12 protein-coding genes are annotated in these 17,887 nt (G+C 67.0%); 5 read left to right on the forward strand and 7 right to left on the reverse strand.

Going from position 1 to position 17,887, the window contains the following annotated elements; all coding sequences use genetic code 11:
- Window positions 1-11: 11 nt before the first annotated feature.
- The 5 genes from Q0V34_RS07055 to ettA all read right to left on the reverse strand — a co-directional run bounded on the left by Q0V34_RS07055 (window position 12) and on the right by ettA (window position 8,621).
- Entirely contained in the window at window positions 12-971 is a 960-nt protein-coding gene (locus tag Q0V34_RS07055) for a 2-hydroxyacid dehydrogenase (RefSeq protein WP_297509788.1), read from the reverse strand.
- A gap of 112 nt (window positions 972-1,083) precedes the next feature.
- A complete protein-coding gene (locus Q0V34_RS07060; protein WP_297509792.1) occupies window positions 1,084-1,635 on the reverse strand; it encodes a type 1 glutamine amidotransferase domain-containing protein in 552 nt (183 codons plus the stop codon).
- 298 nt (window positions 1,636-1,933) lie between these two features.
- Complete coding sequence (locus Q0V34_RS07065; RefSeq protein WP_297509795.1) at window positions 1,934-2,227, reverse strand: hypothetical protein; 294 nt, start codon at window positions 2,225-2,227, stop codon at window positions 1,934-1,936.
- A gap of 92 nt (window positions 2,228-2,319) precedes the next feature.
- Window positions 2,320-6,801: a hypothetical protein gene (locus Q0V34_RS07070; protein ID WP_297509798.1), complete on the reverse strand. Its 4,482-nt coding sequence runs from the start codon at window positions 6,799-6,801 to the stop codon at window positions 2,320-2,322.
- Between the two features lie 152 nt (window positions 6,802-6,953).
- Window positions 6,954-8,621, reverse strand: coding sequence for an energy-dependent translational throttle protein EttA (ettA, locus tag Q0V34_RS07075; protein ID WP_297509801.1), 1,668 nt, complete (start codon window positions 8,619-8,621; stop codon window positions 6,954-6,956).
- 230 nt (window positions 8,622-8,851) lie between these two features.
- Here ettA and Q0V34_RS07080 point away from each other — a divergent pair, with 230 nt between their 5' ends.
- A complete protein-coding gene (locus Q0V34_RS07080) occupies window positions 8,852-11,158 on the forward strand; it encodes a TonB-dependent receptor (protein WP_297509805.1) in 2,307 nt (768 codons plus the stop codon).
- 63 nt (window positions 11,159-11,221) lie between these two features.
- Here the strand turns inward: Q0V34_RS07080 and Q0V34_RS07085 are convergent, their stop codons facing one another.
- Window positions 11,222-13,996: a pitrilysin family protein gene (locus tag Q0V34_RS07085; protein WP_297509808.1), complete on the reverse strand. Its 2,775-nt coding sequence runs from the start codon at window positions 13,994-13,996 to the stop codon at window positions 11,222-11,224.
- A 187-nt stretch (window positions 13,997-14,183) separates the two neighbouring features.
- On the opposite strand from Q0V34_RS07085, the gene lepB reads away from it, so the two are divergent.
- Genes lepB through Q0V34_RS07100 form a run of 3 tightly spaced genes read left to right on the forward strand, consistent with a single transcriptional unit; the run spans window position 14,184 to window position 16,761 of the window.
- On the forward strand, window positions 14,184-14,954 hold the full coding sequence (lepB, locus tag Q0V34_RS07090) for a signal peptidase I (RefSeq protein ID WP_297509811.1): 771 nt from the start codon (window positions 14,184-14,186) through the stop codon (window positions 14,952-14,954).
- 44 nt (window positions 14,955-14,998) lie between these two features.
- Window positions 14,999-16,291 (forward strand): SDR family oxidoreductase, encoded by a 1,293-nt coding sequence (locus tag Q0V34_RS07095; RefSeq protein WP_297509814.1) that lies wholly within the window; start codon window positions 14,999-15,001, stop codon window positions 16,289-16,291.
- On the forward strand, window positions 16,291-16,761 hold the full coding sequence (locus Q0V34_RS07100; protein ID WP_297509817.1) for a DUF2269 domain-containing protein: 471 nt from the start codon (window positions 16,291-16,293) through the stop codon (window positions 16,759-16,761). The genes Q0V34_RS07095 and Q0V34_RS07100 overlap by 1 nt, the downstream gene beginning before the upstream one ends.
- 5 nt (window positions 16,762-16,766) lie before the next feature.
- On the opposite strand, the gene Q0V34_RS07105 is transcribed toward Q0V34_RS07100, so the two are convergent.
- The gene (locus Q0V34_RS07105) at window positions 16,767-17,108 is read right to left on the reverse strand and encodes an EF-hand domain-containing protein (protein WP_297509820.1); all 342 of its coding nucleotides are present in this window, start codon (window positions 17,106-17,108) and stop codon (window positions 16,767-16,769) included.
- Here Q0V34_RS07105 and Q0V34_RS07110 point away from each other — a divergent pair.
- Window positions 17,052-17,729 (forward strand): nuclear transport factor 2 family protein, encoded by a 678-nt coding sequence (locus Q0V34_RS07110; RefSeq protein WP_297509822.1) that lies wholly within the window; start codon window positions 17,052-17,054, stop codon window positions 17,727-17,729. The two genes, Q0V34_RS07105 and Q0V34_RS07110, sit on opposite strands and share 57 nt — an antisense overlap.
- Window positions 17,730-17,887: the final 158 nt, after the last annotated feature.

A 17,887-nucleotide genomic window follows, 5' to 3' on the forward strand; every position in this document is an offset into this window, starting at 1 on the left:
GTCAAGCGCTCCTAGGCCGCCACTGGCGAGGCCAGCGGCTCGCCGTGGAAGTAGCGGCGCAGGTTCTCCAGGGTCAGGTTGACCATGGCCGGGATGCTGTCGAGGGTCGCGCCGGCGGTGTGCGGCGTGAGCACCGTGTGGGGCACGCCGGCCCAGCGGGCCGGCGGGGTCGGCTCCTGTTCGTAGACGTCGAGGGCGGCCATGCCCAGGGTCCCCGCCTTCAGCGCGGCGATCAGGGCGTCCTCGTCGATCAGCGAGCCGCGCCCGACATTGACGATCAGGCCCTGGGGCCCGACCGCCTCGATGACCGCCTTGTCGATCATGTGGCGGTTGCTGGCGTCGGGCCGGGCGCAGACGACCAGCACGTCGCTGTCGCGCGCCAGGGCCATCAGGCTTTCGGCGCGGCGATAGTCGCTGTCCTTCGGACGCGGCCCCCACCAGGCGATCTTCATCTCGAAGGCCGCGAGGCGGCGGGCCACGGCCTCGCCGATGTGGCCCAGGCCGACGATGCCGGCCTTGCGGCCGCGCAGGCCGTGGCGCGGCGCCATGCGCTCGGCGTGGGTCCAGTGGCCGGAGCGCAGGCGCTGGTCGCCCTCGACGATGCCGCGCCAGGCGGCCAGCACCAGGCCCACCGCGTGATCGGCGACGTCGGCGGCGTTCAGGCCCGTGGAATGGGTGACGGCGATGCCGTGCGCCTTGCACCACGGCACGTCGACCCCGTCATAGCCGACGCTGACACAGGCGATCAGGCCCAGGCGCGGCATCTCCGACAGCATGTCGCGCGACAGGGCGAACTCGCCGGCGTGGACGATGGCCCGCACCTGGCGTCCGGGCCCTTCGAGAAACGCCATCCGGTCCGCGTGGTCCCAAAGCCGATGGACGGTGTAGGCGCCCTCGAGCAAGGGCTGCAGCGGCATCAGCATCTCGTGCGAGAGCAGGACGTGCGGCTTGTCCACGGGCGTCTGCGGCATGGGTGTCCTCCGTAATGTAGGCTGCTCTTGCCGCCTGTTGCCCGCAGCTAAGCAACGAAAAAGGCCCGCCGCTAGCGGACGGGCCTTCACGGTCTGGTGACGTGGATCGCCGTTAGTGACGCCCCTCGGCGAACTCCTCGATCATCTTGGCGCAGAAGGCCGGCAGGTCGTCGGGCTTGCGCGAGGTGACCAGGCCGTCGTCGACCACCACCTCGCGGTCGACCCAGTTGGCGCCGGCGTTCTTCAGGTCGGTCTCCAGCGACGGCCACGAGGTCATCTCCCGGCCCTCGACCGCTCCGGCGTTGATCAGGGTCCAGGGGCCATGGCAGATCGCGGCGATCGGCTTCTTCTCGCTGACGAAGTGCCGGATGAAGTCGATGGCCTTGGGCTCAAGCCGCAGGGCGTCGGGGTTGATCACCCCGCCCGGCAGCATGATGGCGTCGTAGGTCGAGGGATCGGCGGCGCTGAGCTCACGGTCGACCGGCACGGCGCGGCCCTTGTCGTGATGTTCCCAGCCCTGGATCTCGCCCGCCTTTGGCGAGACGATCTCGACCTGGGCGCCGGCGGCCTTCAAAGCCTCGACGGGCTTTTCCAGTTCGGATTGCTCGAAGCCGTCGGTGGCGAGCACGGCGACCTTGCGGCCGGACAGGGTTTGATCGGTCATGGGATATGTCCTCGTGGCGGGATGGCGCCCGCCAAGAACCCGGGGCTTCGGACGACGGTTCCCCGCCGCGAGCGTCGGTTCGCGCGGCCAAGCTGTGAACAACGCGCGCCGCCAAGGGTTTCACACGGTGGCGTCCCAGAAGGCGCGCCTCATTCGGAGAAACCTCCATGTTGACCAAGACGCTCGCCGCGACCGCGGCGCTTTCGATGCTGGTGGCCGGCGGTTCGGCCCTGGCCCAGTCCCGATCGTCGGCCACGGCCGGCCCCAAGCAGCCGATCCCCTACTCCCAGCTGAACGCCTATATGAAGGCCTCGCCGAAGACGCGGGCCAGCCGCGACTGGTGGGCGGGCTCCGCCAGCACCGGCGCCTCGACCGACACCTCGGCGACGGTTCCGTCCTCGAACGGCGGGACGATGAGCGGATCGACGATGAGCGGCTCGACGACCGACTCCTCGACGACTTCGTCCTCGTCGACCTCCACCGACAGCTCGGTGAATCCGTCCTCCTCGTCGTCGACGACGCCGCAAAGCATGCCGATGACGCCGCCGACGAACGCGACGCCGCAACCCGGCGACTCGACGACGATGTCCAATCAGCCGGGGTCGCCGTCGACCGCGCCGACGACCCCGCCGACCGAACCGAAGTAACCTGATCCTCCGGGGCGGCGCGCCGCCCCGGGGCCCGTCAGGCGCCGCCGAAGACGAAGTCGCCCTTGTAGTAGCCCTTGGCGGGATCGAGGATGTCGATCGCGAATGGCGCCAAGCCGTCCGCCAGGTCCGTCAGCCACGCGTCGTTGGACCGGACCATGACGCCCAGATCGGCCTTCTGAGCCTCGGCCAGCAGCCACCCGACCATCGCCGCCTTGGTCCCGATGCCGCCGGCGCCGTCGCCGCCATAGGCGGCGAAATAGTCGACGCGCGTGTCGATCAACGCGTGAATCTTGGCGTCGGTCGGCGCGGCGCCGAAGATGGTCTTGTAGGCTTCGCGCGTGGCGTCGAAGAGGCTCATCGAACCGTACTTGGCCAGGAAAGCGTCCTTGCCCTCGCCCAGCTTGCCCAGGTTGACGGCGAAATTGATGTAGCGGTTCTCCAGATTGAAGCTCTGGTAGTAGGCGCTGTTGAGGTTATTGGCGTTCGGCCCGGTCGGTGAAACCAGGTAGTCGATCCCGGCCTGCCCGGGGATCTTCCCGGTGAAGAACTCATAGGCCAGCGTGGCGACCGAGGTCGTTGCGCCGGCAGTCTTGATGATTTCGGCGGTGACCTGGTCCGCGGTCAGCTGGCCAGCGCCCCACCGCTTGAACAGGTCCTCCAGCATCGCGGTCAGGGCCGCGCTGCTGGTGTAGGCCTGCCGCAGGATGGCGATCATCTCGTTCGAGATCTCGCTCGCCGAGGGGGTCGGGGCGAAGACGATGTTTTCGACATTGACCAGACGGTCGACGCCGTCCGGCGATCCGGTCCGCAGGTCGGTGACGGTCGTCGATCCGTCCGCGTTCTTGACCACGGAATAGTTCGACGCCCAGCTGGAGTAGACGGCCACGTCCTCGCCGTCGCCGCCGTCGATCACGTCGTTGCCCGCGCCGCCGATCAGCGTGTCGTTGCCGCCGCCGCCCGACAAGGTGTCGTCGCCCGCGCCGCCGTCGAGCGTGTTGACGCCGCTGTCGCCGGTCAGGACATCGGCGAAGGCCGAGCCCTTGAGGCCTTCGATCCCGTCCAGGAAATCAACGCCAGCCCCTCGGGTATTCTGCGGCGCGTCGGCCTTCGTCAGGTCGACCGTGACGCCGCTGGAGGCGGTCTCGTAGGACGCGATGTCGAAACCCGCGCCGCCGTAGATGATGTCGTCGCCGGCGTCTCCGCTCAGGATGTCGTCGCCGGCGTCGCCCGTGAGCGTGTCGCCGCCAGCGCCGCCGCGCACGATGTCGTTGCCCGCGCCGGCGATGATCAGATTGGCGCCGGCGTCTCCGATCAGGGTGTCGCTGAACGCCGAACCGAACAGGTTCTCCAGGCTGTTCAGCGTATCGACCCCCGCGCCCTTCGTGTCCTGCGCAGAGGTGAGGTTGAGATTGACGGTGACGCCGGTGATGGCGTCGCGATAGTCCGCCCAGTCGTTCCCGGCCCCGCCGTCCAGGCGATCGTTGCCGAGGCCGCCGGCCAGAACGTCGTTGCCGTTGTCGCCGAGCAGGATGTCGTCGCCCGCGCCGCCGGAGATCGTGTCATCGCCGTTGAAGCCTTCCAGACGGTCGGCGCCGCTGGTCCCGATCAGGGTGTCGGCGTTGTCCGTGCCCCCATCGGCCTTCAGGGTCGACAGATTGACCGACACGACGCTGGTGTCGCTGCTGATCACCATCCGCGCCCCGTCAGCGCTGACCAGCACCCGGTCGCCGAACCCCGCCGCATAGTAGCCCGATGGGCTGAGACCGACATCGACCCCGAGCGAATAGACCTGCTCCAGGGCCCAGCTTCCGACCGAGAACCCCGTGGCGTACTGGAAGATCCGGTCCGTCGTGGCGTCGACCACGTAGAGGTGCTGCCCGTCGGCGCTGAAATCCATGCCGAAGACGCCCGTCCCCAGTTCGGGATGCGTCTTGGCGATGTCGCCGATGAACTTCAGGGAGCCGTCATAGACATAGAGGCCGCCGGAGAACTGCGCGACGAGATTTCCGTTGCCCGAGATGGCGGTGACGGCGTTGCCGTAGCCATAGACCCCGTCGGCGTACATGCCGTGGAAGGCGGTCTGCCGAGGGGCGCCGGCCGCATACATGTAAAGCGGACCATCGGAGCTGCTGTCGCTGAAAAGCACCTTGCTGTGGTCGTCGCTCGCCACCAGCCAGCCATAGAGGGTGTTGGGCGCGCTAAAGCCGGAAAACACGCCCGTCGCCAGGTCTAGCGTGATGGGCGCCGTGTCGCCCCAGAAGCCCGTCTGCCCGACGATCACCTTGTTATCGCTGGTGACGGCCACATCGTAGAAGCCCGAGACGTAGCTGCCAGTCAGGGCGTAGTCCTTGACGAGACCCGTCTGGGTGTCCAGCACGTGGAGCTTGCTCGTGGCCGTCGAACCCGTGGCGCTGTTGGTCACGTTCTCGATCGCGCGGTCGGCGACGACGACGTACCGGCCGTCCGCCGACACGTCCATGCCCGCCAGCTGCGAGCCGACCTTCCACTTCGAGATTACGTCGCCCGTCGCGGTGTTCAGAGCCGCCAGATAGCCTTCGCGATTGGAGACATAGGTCGTCTTGCCATCGGGCGAGAGCACGACATCGACGATCTGGCCGGTGGCGATGGTGTCGACGGCGCCCGTCGGCGCCACGTCCTTCACCGTCACGCTCGCGTCCGAAGAGGACAGCGTCACGGTCTTGTCGGTGAATTGCAGCTTTTCGACGTTCAGCAACGTGTCGGAGCCCTCGCCGCCCGTGGCGCGCAGGTCGCGCACCGTCCAGGTCCCGTTGGCGTTGCGCACCCAGCTATAGTTGGAAGACGCCGCGCCATAGATGGCCGTGTCCATGCCGCCGCCGCCGTCGATGACGTCGTCGCCCCCACCGCCCTGGAAGGTCTCATCCGCCGCGGTCCCCTGGAACACGTCGGCGAAGGCCGAGCCCCTCAGCCCCTCGATGCCGGTCAGCGTGTCCAGGCCATCCCCATGCGTGTTCTGAATGACACCGGTCTTGTTCAGATCGACGCGGACTCCCGCCGTCGCGCCCTCGTAGGAGGCGATGTCCACGCCGGCGCCGCCGTCGAGGACGTCGTCCCCGCTCCCGCCGTTCAGGATGTCGTCCCCGTCCCCGCCCAGCAGCGTGTCCGAACCAGCCGCCCCCTTGAGCACATCGTTTCCGCCGCCGCCTTCGAGGCGGTTGGCGTTGGCGTCGCCGGTCAAGGTGTCGGCGAAGGCGCTGCCGATCACGCCTTCGATGCCGGTCAGGATGTCGCGTCCAGCGCCGCCGGTGTCTTGGACATAGGTCGAGCTCAGGTCGATCTTGATCGCGCTCGTCGCCGTGGAATAGTCGGCCAGGTCGAAGCCCGCGCCGCCGTCCAAGGTGTCGTCGCCCGCCCCTCCGATCAGCCGGTCGTCGCCGTAGCCGCCATAGAGGGTGTCGTTGCCGGCCCCGCCGTCTATGACGTCATTGCCGCCATAGCCGTGGATGACGTTCGCCGAGGCGTCGCCGGTCAGGGTGTCGGCGCGATCGGTGCCGTCCGGGCTGGTGACGGTCGCCAGATTGATGACGTTCACGACCTTGTCGCTCATGACGAGCAGGTACTTGCCGTCGGCGGAGGCCGTCACGCGATCGCCGTAGGCGCCCCCGTTGAAAAGGTCCGAGTAGTAGGCATTTTGGGCCAGGCCGGACGAGAATGTCCTCTGGATCGACCAGTCCGTCGTCGACAACTGCAGAATATTCGCCGTGTTCCGGTCGAGGACGTAGAGGTTGGACCCATCGGCGCTGAACGCCATGCCGACGGCATAGATCGTTTCCTTCTGGAAGGTCGCCAGCGTGCCTTTGAACTTCAGGTTTCCATCGTAGATGTTTCCATGCTGGACGATAAGGTCGCCCGAAGGCGAGATCGCCTGGAACCCGGAATTGTAGCCCTGAACGCCATCCTGATAGTTCTGGTGCGAGGCCGTTATGCCCTTGTTTGTCTGGTAGACAAAGATGGGCATGTCCGAGATGTCCTGCGGCGCGAAGATCACCTTGGAACCGTCGATCGAGGCCGAGAGCACCCCTTGCTCGGAATAGGTTTCGCTTGAACGCTGGAACGCGCCCGAGTTCGGATCAAGGATCGCAAACTGGCCCCAGTACGCGCCATCCGACAGCATGATCTTGCCGTCCGAGAGGAACACGGCGTCGTAGTAGGGCTTGCCGTTGTCTTTCGTCGTCGTGTAGTCGCGAACCTGATTGGTCGTCAGGTCCAGCACGTGAACCGTGACCGTGGCGATCTGGTTGGAGCCTGACGGGGTGCTGGTGAAGGTCTGCTCGGTCGCCACCAGGTAGCGGCCGTCCTGAGACAGGTCCATGCCGCCCAGGTTGGTTCCCACCTTCCAGCGCGCGACGAAATCCCCCGTCGCCACATTGAAGGCGTTGACGACGCCATCGCTGTTCGAGACGTAGGCGATCTTGCCGTCGTTGCTTAGGACGATGTCCTTCAGATCGCCGGTGGCGATCGTCTGAAAAGTGCTCACGAAACCCACCCGACCCTGACGCGAAACCAGAACCGGTAATACACTATGTGGGGTTGAGTTTAACAACCCACTAAATCAAAAGATCCGCGCAAAACGCAAAGAAAAGGCGGCGGCCTTGCGACCACCGCCCGTCTGATCGTCGGGAAGTCCCGTTACCGCGCGAACTTCTGGAACTTGATGCGCTTGGGGATCAGGCTGTCGGCGCCCAGGCGGCGCTTCTTGTCTTCCTCGTACATTTCGAAGTTGCCCTCGAACCATTCGACGTGGCTATCGCCCTCGAAGGCCAGGATGTGGGTCGCCAGGCGGTCCAGGAACCAGCGGTCGTGGCTGATGACCACGGCGCAGCCGGCGAACTCTTCCAGCGCCTCTTCCAGGGCCTGCAGGGTTTCGATGTCGAGGTCGTTGGTCGGTTCGTCGAGCAGGACGAGGTTGCCGCCGGCGGCCAGGGTCTTGGCCAGGTGGACGCGGTTGCGCTCACCGCCCGACAGCAGGCCGACCTTCTTCTGCTGGTCGCTGCCCTTGAAATTGAAGCTGCCGACATAGGCGCGGGAATTGATCTCGCGCTTGCCGACCATCATCACGTCGGTGCCGCCGCTGATCTCTTCCCAGATGGTCTTGTTCGGGTCCAGCGCGTCGCGCGACTGGTCGACATAGGCCAGCTTGACCGTCTCGCCGAGGCGCACGGTGCCCGCGTCCGGGGTCTCCTGGCCGGTGATCAGCTTGAACAGGGTCGACTTGCCGGCGCCGTTCGGACCGATCACGCCGACGATGCCGTTGGGCGGCAGCTTGAAGGAGAGATCCTTGAACAGGACCTTGTCGCCGTACTCCTTCTCCAGGCCGTTGACCTCCAGCACCAGATTGCCCAGGCGCGGGCCCGGCGGGATCTGGATGTGGGCGTAGGTCTGGGCCTTGTTGGCGTTTTCCTGGTCGGCGACCATCTTCTCGTAAGCGGCCAGACGGGCCTTGGACTTGGCCTGGCGGGCCTTGGCGCCCGAGCGGACCCATTCCAGTTCGCGGGTGAGCGCGCGCTGACGGGCTTCGGACTCCGACTGTTCCTGGACGACGCGCTTCTGCTTCTGCTCCAGCCAGCCGGAATAGTTGCCCTCGTAGGGGATGCCCTTGCCGCGATCGAGTTCCAGCGTCCACTTGGTGACCTGGTCCAGGAAGTAACGGTCGTGGGTGACCAGGATCACGCAGCCCGGGAACTCTTCCAGATGGTGCTGCAGCCAGGCCACGGACTCGGCGTCCAGGTGGTTGGTCGGTTCGTCGAGCAGCAGCATGTCGGGCTTGCTGAGCAGCAGACGGGCCAGGGCGATACGGCGCTTCTCGCCGCCCGACAGCTTTTCGATATTGGCGTCGTTCGGCGGGCAGCGCAGGGCGTCGATCGCCATCTCGATCTTGGAATCGATGTCCCACAGATCCTTGGCGTCGATGATCTCCTGCAGCTTGGTCATCTCGTCCATCAGCTCGTCGGAGTATTCCTCGCCGAGCTTGGCCGCCAGTTCGTTGTACTTGTCGAAGACCTTCTTGTCCTCGCAGTCGGCGATGACATTGCCCCAGACGTCGAGGTTCGGGTCCAGTTGCGGCTCCTGCGGAAGATAGCCGCGCTTGACGCCGTCGGCGGCCTTGGCCTCGCCCGAGAACTCCTTGTCGAGGCCGGCCATGACCTTCAGCAGGGTCGACTTACCCGAGCCGTTGACGCCCACGACGCCGATCTTGGCGTCGGAATAGAACGACAGCCAGATGTTCTCGAAGACCTTCTTGCCGCCGGGATAGGCCTTGGTCAGGCCCTGCATCTGGAAAATATATTGCTGCGCCATGAGGCTCGCGTGCTCGCTGGACGAGGGTTTCGGGGATTGGGGGCTGAGATAGCCGTCCCCGGCCCTTCGTGCAATCACGCGGCGCCTCGGCGTCCGCGACGCGCGGCGCGCCGCCGTCGCGTCAGTGTCGGAAAGCCGACACGGATCCTTCGCCGTCCCGTCGCACACCCCTGTTAGCCGACCCTCCGCAGGCGTCGGCGGGACCCGCGCCGCGAACAGGGGGATATCCAATGAAGAACCATCTGCTGCTGAGCGCCGCGATCGGCGCCCTGGTGATCGTGGCGGCCTCGCCCAGCTTGGCGGCCGATAAGAGCGACGCCGCCGCCGCGCCGGCCGCGCCGGCCGAGAACACCGAGCTCGACACGGTGATCATCATCGGCCAGGGCCAGAGCCGCCAGGTTCAGACGCTCAAGGACGACACGATCGGCCTCGAAGCCGCCGGCACCAGCGCCCTGAAGGCGATCGACAAGCTGCCGGGCGTCACCTTCCAGTCGGCCGACGCCTTCGGCGCCTACGAGTGGTCGACGCGCATCTCGATCCGCGGCTTCAACCAGAACCAGCTGGGCTTCACCCTCGACGGCGTGCCGCTGGGCGACATGAGCTACGGCAACCACAACGGCCTGCACATCAGCCGCGCCATCGCCAGCGAGAACATCGGCCGCGTCGAGCTGGCCCAGGGCGCCGGCGCCCTCGGCACCGCCTCGACCTCGAACCTGGGCGGCACGCTGCAGTTCTTCTCGCGCGATCCGCAAGCGACCCTGGGCGGCGAGCTCGACCTGACCGGCGGCTCGGACGCCATGCACCGCTATTTCGGCCGGTTCGAAACCGGCGCGATCGAACAGCTGGGCGGTCTGCGCGGCTATGTCTCGGTCGCCGACCAGAAGAGCGACAAGTGGAAGGGCGGCGGCCAGCAGAAGCAGCGCCAGTATGACGCCAAGCTGGTCATGCCGCTGGGCGACCGCGGCGACCTGAGCGCCTTCTACCACCGCTCGGAACGTCGCGAGCAGGACTATCAGGACCTGTCGTTCAACATGATCAAGCGCCTGGGTCGCGACTGGGACAACACCCAGCCGAACTGGGCCCTGGCCATCGCCGCCGCCCGCGCCTACCTGACCGGCGCGCCGCTGCCCGCGCCGTTCCAGACGGTCGACGACGCCTACTACGCCGGGGCCGGCGTGCGCGACGACGACCTCTACGGCGCCAAGCTGAACGTCAAGCTCGCCGACCACGTCAAGCTGGACGCCACCGCCTACCAGCACAAGAATAAGGGCCAGGGCCTGTGGTACACGCCCTATGTCCCGACCCCGGGCTTCGGGACCGCCGGCTCGCCCGCCGCGCCGCTGTCGATCCGCACCACCGAGTACGACATCGACCGCGGCGGCGTGATCGCCGGCCTGACGGCGGACCTGGGCGCGCACCGCCTCAGCGGCGGCTTCTGGCACGAGGTCAACAACTTCAACCAGGCGCGCCGCTTCTACGGCGAGACCGCCGCCGCGCCGTCGCGCGACCCGCTCGGCTTCCAGTCGAACCCGTTCTTCACCCAGTGGCAGTACGCGTTCGTCACCAAGACCTGGACCGGTCACATCGAGGACGAGTGGACCCTCTCGGACGCCTTCAAGATCAATTTCGGCTTCAAGTCGATGAAGGTGACCAACAGCGTCAAGACCGTGGCCGGCAACCCGCTGACCGGACAGATCGAGAGCAAGGACGAGTTCCTCCCGCAGGTCGGCTTCGTCTACAAGGCCTCGCCCGACTTCGAGGTGTTCGGCGGCTATACCGAGAACATGGGCGCCTATGTCTCGGCGGCCACCTCGGGTCCGTTCGCCTCGCAGAACCAAGACCGGGTCAACTACATCGCCAAGACCCTGGCGCCGGAAAGCTCCAAGACCTTCGAACTGGGCGCGCGCTACCGGACCGAGCGGTTCCAAGGCGTGGCCGCGGCCTACCATGTCGCCTTCGACAACCGCCTGCTGGCCGTGGCGCAAGGCTCGGCGATCGTCGGCAACGCCCCGGTGCTGTCGAACGTCGGCTCGGTCGAGACCAAGGGCATCGAACTGGCGGGCACCTACCGCCTGACCGATGCCTGGAGCGTCTACGGGGCCTACACCTACAACGACTCCAAATACGACAACGACGTCGTCTCGCTGGACGGCAAGCTGCAAGCCCGCACCAAGGGCAAGACGGTCGTCAACACGCCCAAGAACATCTTCAAGGGCGAGATCAGCTTCGACCAGAACGGCTTCTTCGGGAAGCTGGGCGTCGCCTATACCGGCGAGCGCTACTACACCTACGAGAACATCGGCGGCCTGGCGCCGTCGACCACCGTGGCCGATCTGACCCTGGGCTATCGCTTCGCCGAAGAGGGCTGGGGCAAGGGCCTGGAGGTGCAGATCAACGTCACCAACCTGACCAACAAGGACTATATCTCGACCATCGGCTCGGGCGGCTTCGTCAACAGCGACCCGACCGGCGACGCGCAAACCGTGCTGACCGCGCCGCCGCGTCAGGTGTTCCTGTCGGTCAAGAAGCGCTTCTAAAGGGCATCTGACCTCGCGAAAGGAAGGCCGGGAGGGCGACCTCCCGGCCTTTTCTATTGGCGCCTACTTCACCGGCTTGCCGTCGGCGTCGATCACCTTCGGATCCAGGCCCAGGGCCCGCAGCTTGGGCTCGATGGTCGCCCGGTCGCCGACGATCACCCAGATCAGCTCGTCCGGCTTGATCGCCTTGCGGGCCGCGGCGGTGGCGGCGTCGACGGTCACCGCCCTCACCTCGCCCGGATAGGCGTCGAAGTAGCCGTCGGGCAGGTTGAAGTTGACCAGCTCGGCGATCGAGCGGCCGACGCCCATGCCGGTCTCCCAAGAGCCCGGCAGCGACAGGGTCAGGCTGTTCTGGGCCTTGGCCAGTTCGGCGGGGGTGATCGGCTTGTCGCCGACGATGCCCGTCAGCTCCTTGCGCGCCTCGACGAACGACTCGGCGGTCTTGTCGGTCTGGACGGGCGCGGCGGCGATGAACAGGCGCGATCCGCGCGCCGAGCGGATGCTGCTGCTGGCGCCATAGGACCAGTGCTTGTCCTCGCGCAGGTTCATGTTCAGGCGCGAGACGAAGTCGCCGCCGAACACGGTGTTCATCACGTCGATCGCCGCCTCGTCGGCCGGATCGCGTGCCGGCAGCAGATCGCCGGCCATGATCGTCGACTGCTGGGCCCCGGGACGGTCGAGCAGATAGACCGCGCCCTTGCCGCCCGCGCCGGTCAGCGGCGGCTTGGTCTTGGCCGGCGCGCCGGTCCAGCCGCCCAGCTGGGCCTCGAGCTTGGGCATGATCTGGTCCAGCGTCGTGTCGCCAACCACGATCAGGGTGGCGCCCTTCGGCTGCAGCCAGGTCTTCTGGAAGTCGACCACGTCGTCGCGGGTGATCGAGCCGACGGTGGCCTCGGTCGACAGCAGGCCGTACGGACTGTTCGGGCCATAGGCCAGAACCGGCAGGATCCGCGAGGCCATGGCGTTCGGGTTCTGCTTGCTCTGCTGGATGCCCGCGATCGACAGCTTCTTGCGGCGCTCGAGATCGGCCTGGGTGAAGGCCGGGTTGCGCAGCACGTCGGCATAGATCGCCAGGGCCGGGTCCAGCGTCGCGGTCAGGGTGTTCAGCGACACGCTGGAGGTGTCCAGGCCGTTGCTGGCGCTGAGATTGACGCCCAGCTGGGCCAGTTCGCGGCTGAGGGTCAGGTTGTCGCGATGGGTGGTGCCCTCGCTCATCATGCCGACCGTCAGGCTGGACACGCCGGGCTTGGCGCCCGCCTCGGCGGCGAGGCCGGCGTCGAACAGCAGGTTGAACTGGATCTGCGGCGTATCGTGCCGCTCGGCGACGATCACCTTCAGGCCGTTCGACAGAACGCCGCGCTGCAGCTTGGCGAACGCCGGCGCCTTGATCGCCCCGACTTCCGGCATCGTCTTGCGATCGGCGCCCGCGGCGGCGGGACGGTAGTTCGGGAACGGCGTGACGGTCAGCGTGAAGTCGCCGTCGGTCAGCCACTTGCGCCCGGCCGCCAGCAGATCGGCAGGCTTGGCGTCGCGGTAGCGCTCCAAGGTGTCCTTGTAGGCGTCGGGACGGCCTTGGAAGACCTGACCCTGGGCCAGGATGTCGGACTTGCCGCCGAAGCCGCCGATCCGCTCGGCGCCGCGCACGAAGCTGGCCAGATTGTTGGTGCGAACCTTGGCCACCTCTTCGGGGGTGGGGCCGTCGCGCAGCAGGCGCTGGAATTCCTCGTCGAAGGCCTTCTCGACCGCCGCCGGATCGCCGCCCGGCTTCACCGTCAGGGTGACCACGAACAGGCTGGAGAGCTCGCTGGCCGAGATCGAGGCGCCGACGGCCGTGGCGGTCTGGTCGCCATAGACCAGCCGCTTGTAGAGGCGCGAGGTCTTGTCGGAGACCAGCACGTCGCTCAGCAGTTCCAGATAGTCGGCGTCGGCGGTCCCGTCGCCTGGCACGTTCCAGACCTTGTAGATTCGCGTCTGCGGCACGCGGTCCTGCATCTCGGCGCGCTGCGAGCCGGCGCGCTTGGCGACCCACGCTTTCTGACGCGCCACCGGCGGGCCCGAGGGGATGTCGCCGAAATACTTCTGCATCTTGGCCTTGGCCTCGGCGACGGTGATGTCGCCGGCCAGGACGATGGTGGCGTTGGCCGGACCGTAATAGGTCTTGAACCAGGTCTTGACGTCGTCCAGCGAGGCGGCGTCCAGGTCGGCCATCGAGCCGATCACCGTGTGACCATAGGGGTGGTCGCGGTGATAGGTGCTGTCGGTGATCAGGTTCCAGACCTGGCCGTAGGGCTGGTTCTCGCCCTGGCGCTTCTCGTTCTGGACGACGCCGCGCTGCTCGTCGAGCTTGGCCTTGTCGATGGCGCCGACCAGCCAGCCCATCCGGTCGCTCTCCAGCCACAGCACCTGGTCGAGGGCGGCCGTCGGCACGTTCTCGAAATAGTTGGTGCGGTCCTGGTTGGTGGTGCCGTTCATGTCGGTGGCGCCGACCTTCTCCAGCGCCTTGAACCAGTCGTCGTTGAAGTGCTCCGAGCCGTTGAACATCAGGTGCTCGAACAGGTGCGCGAAGCCGGTCTTGCCCGCCGGCTCGTTCTTGGAACCGACGTGGTACCAGACGTTCACGGCCACGATTGGCGCCTTGTGGTCCTCGTGGACGATGACGGTCAGGCCGTTGGACAGCTGGAAGCGGGTGTAGGGGATATCGATGGTCGGCAGAGGCGCGGCCAGGGCGCCGGTCACCTTCGCGGCGGCCTTCGGCGGCGACTTGGCGGGCGTGGCGGCGACGGCGGGCGACACCGCCAGCAGAGCCGAGACGGCGGCGGACACGAAAAGCTTGTGCATGACGATCCCGAATAAGGCGCGCTCCCCGACGAGCGGACCTTCACCGTAGGTTGCCCGCTGGCTTCGCCACAAGCCCCCTTCGCAAGCAAAGTGAAGGGCCTCTCCGTTTCGTGTCCGGACACGATTCAGGGCGCGTCCGGACAAGGCATCGCTGGCCTTCCAAGACGGCGCGGGGCCCGATGGGCGCATGACCGACACCACCGCCCCCTCCGCCTCGCCCGCCGCCAGCCTCTGGCGCGAGATGCTCGAGATCATCCGCACCGTCGCCGTCGCGCTCGGCATAGCCCTGGTGCTTCGGATCGTGGTGTTCCAGCCCTTCACCATCCCCTCGTCGTCGATGGAGCCCGGCTTGGTGACCGGCGACTACATCGTCGTCTCCAAGCTGGCCTACGGCTGGAGCCGGGCGTCGTTTCCGCTGAACCCGCCGCTCTTCAAGGGCCGCTTCCTGGGGCGCCAGGCCCAGCGCGGCGACGTGGTGGTCTTCCGCCCGCCGCGCGATCCGTCCCAGACCTGGATCAAGCGCGTGATCGGCCTGCCGGGCGACCACGTTCAGATCCGGCGCGGCCAGGTCTTCGTCAACGGAACCGCCCTGCCCCAGACCGCGATCGGCCTGACCCAAGACCATGACGCCCCGGATCGCGCCGTCCTGCAAGTCGGCGAAACGACGCCGAACGGCCGCGCCTACGTCACCTATGACGGCGGCCCCGGACAGCCTGGCGACGACACCGAGGTCCATGTCGTCCCGCCGGGCCAATACTTCGTGATGGGCGACAACCGCGACAACTCGCTGGACAGCCGGTTCTCTCCCGCGATGGGCGGCGTCGGCCTGCTGCCGGCCGAGAACCTGGTCGGCCGGGCGAAGATCGTCCTGCTGTCTTGGAAGCCGGGGGCCTCGATCCTGAAGCCCTGGACCTGGCTGGACCTGCAATGGGGCCGGTTTTTCAGGGTGATACGGTAGAGCGGGCGCTTTCACCTCCGGAGCCCACACGCTAAGCCTCGGTGATGCGCATCGCGATCATCGGAGCCTACGGGCTTGTCGGCTCTTACGTGTCAGCGCGGCTCGTGGCCGACGGTCATGGCGTGGTCGGTATCGGCCGGAATATCGAAGCGGCGCGCCGTCGCCTTCCCGCTCTGGACTGGAAGCGCGCCGACCTCGCCGATTGCGGCGTTGAGGACTGGACGGCTCTACTGGCCGGCGTCGATGCCGTCATCAACTGCGCGGGCGCCTTGCAGGACAGCCCTCGCGATGATCTCAGGGCGGTGCATGTCGACGGCGTCGGCCGCCTCATCCAGGCCTGCGAGGTCGCTGGGGTCCAACGGATCGTGCATGTTTCGGCGGCTGGGGTCGGGCCTGAAAGGGTCACTGCCTTCAACGACACCAAGCTGGAAGCCGAGCGCCTGCTGGCCCAGGCCTCCACCGACTGGATCATTCTGCGCCCCGGCCTGGTATTCGCCCCGGCGGCCTATGGCGGTACGGCTCTGCTCCGGGGCCTGGCGGGATTTCCAGGCGTCAGTCTCGTGGCGCATGGCGAAAGCCGAGTCCAGGTCGTCGGGGCCGAGGACCTGGCGCTGGCGGTAGCGCGCTGTCTGACCGACGAGGCGCCGACGCGGGTCAGCCTGGATTTGGTTCACGAAGAAGCCCTGAGTCTGGTCGATCTGGTGACGCGCCTGCGCGGCTGGCTAGGCTTGCCGCCGGCCCCGGTCCTGCGCCTGCCCTCCTACCTCGCCGGAGCGACCGCCGCCGCCAGCGACGCCCTGTCCTGGCTGGGTTGGCGTAGCCCCATGCGCACAGCCGCTCTTGAACAGCTTCGGATGGGCGTTCGCGGACGCGCCGAGGACGCCGCGCGCCTGGACTGGAAGCCGCGATCTTTCGACGCTCTGCTCGCCGCCGCCCCATCGGGCGTTCAAGAGCGCTGGTTCGCCCGCGCGTATTTCGCCAAGCCCGCTATCCTGGTCTGCTTGTTCGCCTTCTGGTTCCTGTCGGGAGTGATCGGACTAACCGTCGGCTTCCGCGATGCCGTCGGAGTCCTTACCGCTTCGGGCATGAACGTCGCCCCCGCCACCGCGGCGGTCGTCGTCGGCGGCCTGGTCGACATGACCCTGGCCCTGATGCTGGCCTATCGACCAACCACCGGCAGAGCCTTGCAAGCAATGCCGCTGGTCACGGCCGCGTACCTGATCGGCGGCGCAGTGGTGCGTCCCGACCTGTGGCTGGACCCTATGGGACCGCTGCTGAAGAGCGTTCCGGCCGGCTTTTTGGCCCTGGCCGCCCTGACTACGCTGGATGAACGCTGATGGACCTTTACGTGCTGGTCAAAGTCGCCCACGTGATCGGCGCGACGGTGCTGCTGGGCACGGGCGCGGGCATCGCTTTCTTCATGCTGATGGCCCATCGGACCCGAGATCCGGCCTTGGTCGCCCATACAGCCGGGGTCGTGGTGCTAGCCGACACCGTATTCACGGCCTCGGCCGTGATCCTGCAGCCTATTACGGGCGCGAGCCTAGCCCATCTGGCCGGCTATCGGCTTTTAGCGGGATGGATTGGACTGAGCCTGGCGCTCTATGTCATCACCGGCCTGTGCTGGCTGCCGGTGGTCTGGATCCAGTTACGCCTGCGAGATCTGGCGATCCAGGCGGTCGTGACCGGCACGCCATTACCCGAACGCTATTTCCGGCTCTTCCGGCTGTGGTTCGTTTTAGGCTTTCCAGCCTTCGCCGCCGTTTTGGGGATCGTATGGCTGATGGTCGCCAAGCCGTCCTTCTGAGCCCCCTACCGCCGGCTGAATTCCTCGAAGCTCAGCACGCCGTCGTGGTTCTTATCGAGGCGCTCGAACGTCGCGCGGGAGACGGCGGTCGGCCGGGCGAGCGAGGGGACGGCGACCGCGCCGACGGCCAGGCCGGCAAGGGCCGCGATGAGCGCGCGCCAGAGGGGCCCCGGGGAGCGGGCCGGCTTGGCGGCCTTGCCCGCCAGTTCCTGGTCGATGAACACGCGCACCGCCTCGCTGGCCGTGCGCCCGGCCCCATGGCAGCGCGCCATGAAGGCGGCCTTGGTCTCGTGCGGCAGGCGAACCTCGAGCACTTCGCTTTTCTTGGGCGGCTTGCCGACGCTCATCAGAACCAACCTCGTCATGTCGCTGGCGAAGGTAGCACCGTTCGCGCCGAGCAAAAAGCAAGCCCATCATGGACCTTGAGCATTGACGCTCCGGAGCGCCGCGACACTATGTCGGCCATGGGACAACAAACTCGGATCAGCCGGCGCCTGGCCTTAGGTTCGGCGCTGGCGACCGCCGCCGGCGCCGCCAGCGCGCGGCCGCCCGAAGCCGAGCGGCGCGCCACCGCCGAAGCCGCGCTTCAGGCCTTTCTGAAGGCGTTTGAAAACGATGACCTGCCAACGATGTCGGCTGCGTTCGCGCCGGACGCGGTGAGTTTCGATCCGGTCGTCGCCTCGCCGCACGGGACGCCCGATCTCGACCTCGCGGCCCTTCGACGCCGGCCCGGAATGCCGCCCGCGATGCGGGCGCTGGTCGAGCGAAGCCGTCAGACGGGGGGCTCGCCGCCCTACCGCGACCTCACGCCCCGCGATCTCTTGATCCAGGTCGAAGGGCCAGTGGCCCTCTGCACCTTCCATCTCGAGACCGCCACCAGTCTGGCGCGCCGGACGATCGTCCTGGTCGAGCGCGGCGGCGTTTGGAAGATCCTCCATATCCACGCGTCCAACGCCGTGACGGTCTAAAGACGTCAGCCTTCCGCCAAAAAGAAAGCCCGGCCAAAGCGACCGGGCTGAAAAGTCATTAGGGAGGAAACGCCCAGGAAGGGCAGAGGCGCTCGGCACCTCACACCGGATTGATAACGCTAACATGACACCGGTGACAAGCCCTTTCTTCAGCGATG

The sequence above is a fragment of the uncultured Caulobacter sp. genome (assembly GCF_947036865.1).
Classification (GTDB): Bacteria; Pseudomonadota; Alphaproteobacteria; order Caulobacterales; family Caulobacteraceae; genus Caulobacter.

Bases quoted from the DNA above. Each gene is read 5' to 3' on its own strand.
- Q0V34_RS07100 (WP_297509817.1), top strand. From the start codon at position 16,291: ATGGACCTTTACGTGCTGGTCAAAGTCGCCCACGTGATCGGCGCGACG.
- lepB (WP_297509811.1), top strand. From the start codon at position 14,184: ATGACCGACACCACCGCCCCCTCCGCCTCGCCCGCCGCCAGCCTCTGG.
- Q0V34_RS07055 (WP_297509788.1), bottom strand. From the start codon at position 971: ATGCCGCAGACGCCCGTGGACAAGCCGCACGTCCTGCTCTCGCACGAG.
- Q0V34_RS07095 (WP_297509814.1), top strand. From the start codon at position 14,999: ATGCGCATCGCGATCATCGGAGCCTACGGGCTTGTCGGCTCTTACGTG.
- Q0V34_RS07080 (WP_297509805.1), top strand. From the start codon at position 8,852: ATGAAGAACCATCTGCTGCTGAGCGCCGCGATCGGCGCCCTGGTGATC.
- ettA (WP_297509801.1), bottom strand. From the start codon at position 8,621: ATGGCGCAGCAATATATTTTCCAGATGCAGGGCCTGACCAAGGCCTAT.
- Q0V34_RS07060 (WP_297509792.1), bottom strand. From the start codon at position 1,635: ATGACCGATCAAACCCTGTCCGGCCGCAAGGTCGCCGTGCTCGCCACC.
- Q0V34_RS07105 (WP_297509820.1), bottom strand. From the start codon at position 17,108: ATGAGCGTCGGCAAGCCGCCCAAGAAAAGCGAAGTGCTCGAGGTTCGC.
- Q0V34_RS07085 (WP_297509808.1), bottom strand. From the start codon at position 13,996: ATGCACAAGCTTTTCGTGTCCGCCGCCGTCTCGGCTCTGCTGGCGGTG.